This window comes from Acinetobacter sp. UBA3025, assembly GCF_002367915.1.
Classification (GTDB): Bacteria; Pseudomonadota; Gammaproteobacteria; order Pseudomonadales; family Moraxellaceae; genus Acinetobacter.
Window position 1 is genome coordinate 1 of sequence record NZ_DFDO01000291.1, and the last position, 3,579, is coordinate 3,579.

Sequence of the window (3,579 nt, forward strand, 5' to 3'; positions counted from 1 at the left end):
GGGGACGTGGCGAAATTGGTAGACGCACTGGATTTAGGTTCCAGCGCCGCGAGGTGTGAGAGTTCGAGTCTCTCCGTCCCCACCAAATTTACTTATGAGAATGAGTAGAGATGGTCGAGTAGAGGATTGGTGTAATGGTAGCATGACGGTCTCCAAAACCGTTCGTCAAGGTTCGAATCCTTGATCCTCTGCCATTAAAGTTTGAGAAATCCAGCGATAAGTTGGTACCCGATGGGGACGTGGCGAAATTGGTAGACGCACTGGATTTAGGTTCCAGCGCCGCGAGGTGTGAGAGTTCGAGTCTCTCCGTCCCCACCACTCAAAAGAGACAAGGTTGATGCCTTGTTTTTTTTTCGCCTGAAATTTTATAGCTATAAAAAAAGCCCATCGAAATGGGCTAGCTTGGCGTTAAATTAAGATGTTTGAATTGATCTTTCGCGTTAAAAGTGACGCAAATTAAGCTTTCAAATGGTCTTCGAATTCTTCACCCAATTGCATCGCAAGGGTATTACCAGAGAGATCACAGGTCACCAGACCATATTCTTTTTTAAAACTGAAACTAAAACCACGATTGTCTGCCAGGGTGCGAACCGAATACCCCAATTTTTCTAACCAAAGTCTAAATGCGAGAACGTTTTTTGCTTTAACCACTTTTTTCACGAGATAACTCCTTCATCAGTTAAATCATAGATAAGGGTGAGAATTTTCGTTTTAAAGGGCAAATACCCTTATTTAAATTAATTTAATTGAATTTGCGGATTTAATGAACAAGATAATATAGACGAAATATAGGTTTTTTAATCTAAGTCTATGTTTTTTATTATTTTCAAGATGTTGTAACTAAATATTTTAATTTTAAGCCTAAATAATTTTTTGAATAGTTATTAATATTCAAATATTTAAATCAATAATTGTTTATTTGTTATTCATTTTAAATTAGGAATTAGCGTGGTTTAAAGTTTTAGAGTTTGAGTAAGGCTTAAAAATATACAATCCAGCAAAGCTTCCGAGTATTCAGGTCATGGTTTTAAGCTCAACGCTTTATACTGTCATGGATATAATTTAAATAAGATTGATGATGACTGAATTAAATATTGAGCAGTACGTCAAACAGCAAATTGAACTTATGCAGCAACAAGGGCAGGAGCCTGTAGCTGTGATGCTGGGCCATGAAGACTGGCTGGATTTTTCAGTGCAGTCCAAGGTGGTGTATACGCCATTTGGCAGTGCGCGCCGTTATCAACCTGCTTTGGGTGGATTATTGCTGGTCAGAATTGATGAAATGAATGCGGTACGAGTGGTCACCCAGCAGGAACTGGATGACTATGCTAAGGAACATCAGTTGCTGTAAGGCAGCTATAGTTTAAAACGAGTCTTTTATCACGCGTAAACGTTGAAACTCTTCGACACTGTCTGCGCGTAAAAAAGGATTGGTTTCCAGTTCTGCTGCAATCGTACTGGGTAAGGTGCATTGTCCTAGCATGCGCATACGCTCAACCTGTTCGAAACGCTCCAGAATTGCTGGATTATCCGGTTCTACATGTTTGGCGAACTGTGCATTCGACAGCGTGTATTCATGCGTGCAATAAACCTGAGTACGTGGCGGTAAGGCAGCCAGACGAGCCAGAGAGTGGTACATCTGCTGATAAGTGCCCTCAAATACCCGTCCACAGCCCATGGCAAACAGAGTGTCGCCACAAAACAGCACATCAATAGCATCCAGGAAATACACGATATGGCCTAGGGTATGACCCGGTACGGCGATAATCTGTACCTCAACACCATGAAAACTGAACTGGTCGTCATGTTCAAGTGGATGGTTAATAAACGGAATTTTTTCCAGCTCAGCTTTTGGGCCATATACCGGTAATGATTGCTTTTGAATTAAATCCGGAACGCCCCCGATATGGTCTTTATGCCAGTGGGTGAGCCAGATCTGACTCAGCTCAAGCCCGTGTTCGGTACAATAATCTTGAACTAGCACCGCTTCAGTGGGATCAATGACCGCGACCTGATGCGTCGGTGTATGTTCAAGTAACCAGATATAATTTTGTAATGAGTTTTTGACATCAATACAGTGGATTTTAAACGGCATCATAAGACATCAGACCAAACAGATATTATGGATAAAGTAGCATAAATTCAGGCAGTCTGACTGTGGTCAAAGCTGCCTGTTTACAAGAATTTTTTATATGATTTGTTTAAAAAGATCAGTCATTTATTCTGCATCTTTGACTGTGACAGCTTCGCCAATGGTATAGAAGTGGCCACCGGCGACATGATGAATACTTTTCCATTCTTCGCTGACTTCATGATAGTACCAGTGCCCATTACGGAACACCCGATCATCGGCATAAGCCGCAATGACCTTACCAATAAACAGGTCATGGGTCTGCTGGTTATGTGGCTCGGAAATCAGCTCACATAAAATCCAGGCGGCACAACCTTCTACTACTGGAATCTCTTGATCTGCGAATTTGAATAACTGCACACCGGACTGCTCCAGTTTGTCTGGGTCATTGTACAGACTCAATGTTCCCAGGCTATAGACCATTTCCAGCTGTTTAAGGGTCGGAATCTGCAGGGCAAAGTAGCCTGAATTTTCAATTATTTTTCGGGTCTTGGTACTTTTATCCAGCACTACGGTGACTTTTGCTGGACTGAATTCGAGTGCACATGCCCAGGCAGCGGCCATGACATCAGTGTCTTGTCCATCATTGGCAGACACTAACACGGTGGGACCATGTGTGATCAGGCGATAGGCTTTTTCTAAAGGTACAGTTTGAATATGTGAATTGTTCATAAAGAACCTTAATGAGTGAAAAGGGAGAAAAATAAATCATCTGATCCACAGCATATAAAATTCCTCTTCTGGAAAAAAGCTTTTAAACTAAACACCTACATACAGGAGTAAAGAAAATGAAAATGTACCAGGTGGATGCTTTTACGACGTCTCTATTTAAGGGAAATCCCGCTGCAGTCATCGTGCAGGATGCTTGGCTGGATGATCACCTGATGCAGAATATTGCCCTGGAAAATAATCTGTCTGAGACCGCTTTTGTCAAAGTGCTGGATGCAGAAAATTATGAAATTCGCTGGTTTACGCCGACCAAGGAAGTGGATTTCTGTGGACATGCCACATTGGCCAGCAGCTTTGTATTATTCAAGGATTTTAGCTCTGCAAAAACCATTTATTTTCATGTCAAAGATCTGGGCATTTTTACAGTATGCCAGGATGAGGATGGCAAAATCCGGATGAATTTCCCGATCCGTCAGCCTGAACTCATCACAGATTATCCGGAAGCCTTAAGACAGGCCCTGACGAAACCTTTTAAAAACGTTTATCTGAATACACAAGGTTATATTATTGAATATGAATCAGTGCAGGATGTATTAGAAGAGCAGCCAAATATTGAACTGCTGAAGCAGCTGAATGGAAAAAGAACCGCGATTACAGCAGCGGGTCCATTACTGGATGTCGCGATTACCGCTGGTGATACGCAATATGATTGCATATCACGTTATTTTGCACCGAGTAACGGGATTAATGAAGATCCGGTAACGGGTTCAATTCATACC

Annotated in this window: 5 protein-coding genes and 3 tRNA genes; 5 read left to right on the plus strand and 3 right to left on the minus strand. The window is 41.9% G+C overall.

All coding sequences use genetic code 11. From position 1 onward, the window contains the following. The 3 genes from B4J23_RS12245 to B4J23_RS12255 all read left to right on the plus strand — a co-directional run bounded on the left by B4J23_RS12245 (nt 1) and on the right by B4J23_RS12255 (nt 318). A tRNA-Leu gene (locus B4J23_RS12245) sits at nt 1-85 on the plus strand. A 35-nt stretch (nt 86-120) separates the two neighbouring features. Beyond that, nucleotides 121-194: transfer RNA gene (locus B4J23_RS12250), tRNA-Trp, on the plus strand. A 39-nt stretch (nt 195-233) separates the two neighbouring features. Beyond that, nucleotides 234-318: transfer RNA gene (locus B4J23_RS12255), tRNA-Leu, on the plus strand. A gap of 138 nt (nt 319-456) precedes the next feature. On the opposite strand, the gene B4J23_RS12260 is transcribed toward B4J23_RS12255, so the two are convergent. Continuing rightward, nucleotides 457-660, minus strand: coding sequence for a hypothetical protein (locus B4J23_RS12260; RefSeq protein WP_291360968.1), 204 nt, complete (start codon nt 658-660; stop codon nt 457-459). 418 nt (nt 661-1,078) lie between these two features. Between B4J23_RS12260 and B4J23_RS12265 the strand changes: the two genes are divergently transcribed. Continuing rightward, a complete protein-coding gene (locus B4J23_RS12265) occupies nt 1,079-1,351 on the plus strand; it encodes a hypothetical protein (RefSeq protein ID WP_125279547.1) in 273 nt (90 codons plus the stop codon). A gap of 12 nt (nt 1,352-1,363) precedes the next feature. Here B4J23_RS12265 and gloB read toward each other — a convergent pair whose 3' ends face one another. Both gloB and B4J23_RS12275 read right to left on the minus strand, forming a co-directional pair. Then, nucleotides 1,364-2,098 (minus strand): hydroxyacylglutathione hydrolase, encoded by a 735-nt coding sequence (gene gloB / locus B4J23_RS12270; protein ID WP_125279548.1) that lies wholly within the window; start codon nt 2,096-2,098, stop codon nt 1,364-1,366. Between the two features lie 120 nt (nt 2,099-2,218). Further along, on the minus strand, nt 2,219-2,803 hold the full coding sequence (locus tag B4J23_RS12275; RefSeq protein ID WP_125279549.1) for a flavin reductase family protein: 585 nt from the start codon (nt 2,801-2,803) through the stop codon (nt 2,219-2,221). A 116-nt stretch (nt 2,804-2,919) separates the two neighbouring features. Here B4J23_RS12275 and B4J23_RS12280 point away from each other — a divergent pair. Continuing rightward, on the plus strand, nt 2,920-3,579 hold a 660-nt coding region (locus tag B4J23_RS12280), incomplete at its 3' end, for a PhzF family phenazine biosynthesis protein (protein WP_291360972.1).

Excerpts from the sequence above, each read along its gene's own strand:
- B4J23_RS12275 (WP_125279549.1), bottom strand. The coding sequence starts at position 2,803 with ATGAACAATTCACATATTCAAACTGTACCTTTAGAAAAAGCCTATCGC.
- gloB (WP_125279548.1), bottom strand. The coding sequence starts at position 2,098 with ATGATGCCGTTTAAAATCCACTGTATTGATGTCAAAAACTCATTACAA.
- B4J23_RS12265 (WP_125279547.1), top strand. The coding sequence starts at position 1,079 with ATGACTGAATTAAATATTGAGCAGTACGTCAAACAGCAAATTGAACTT.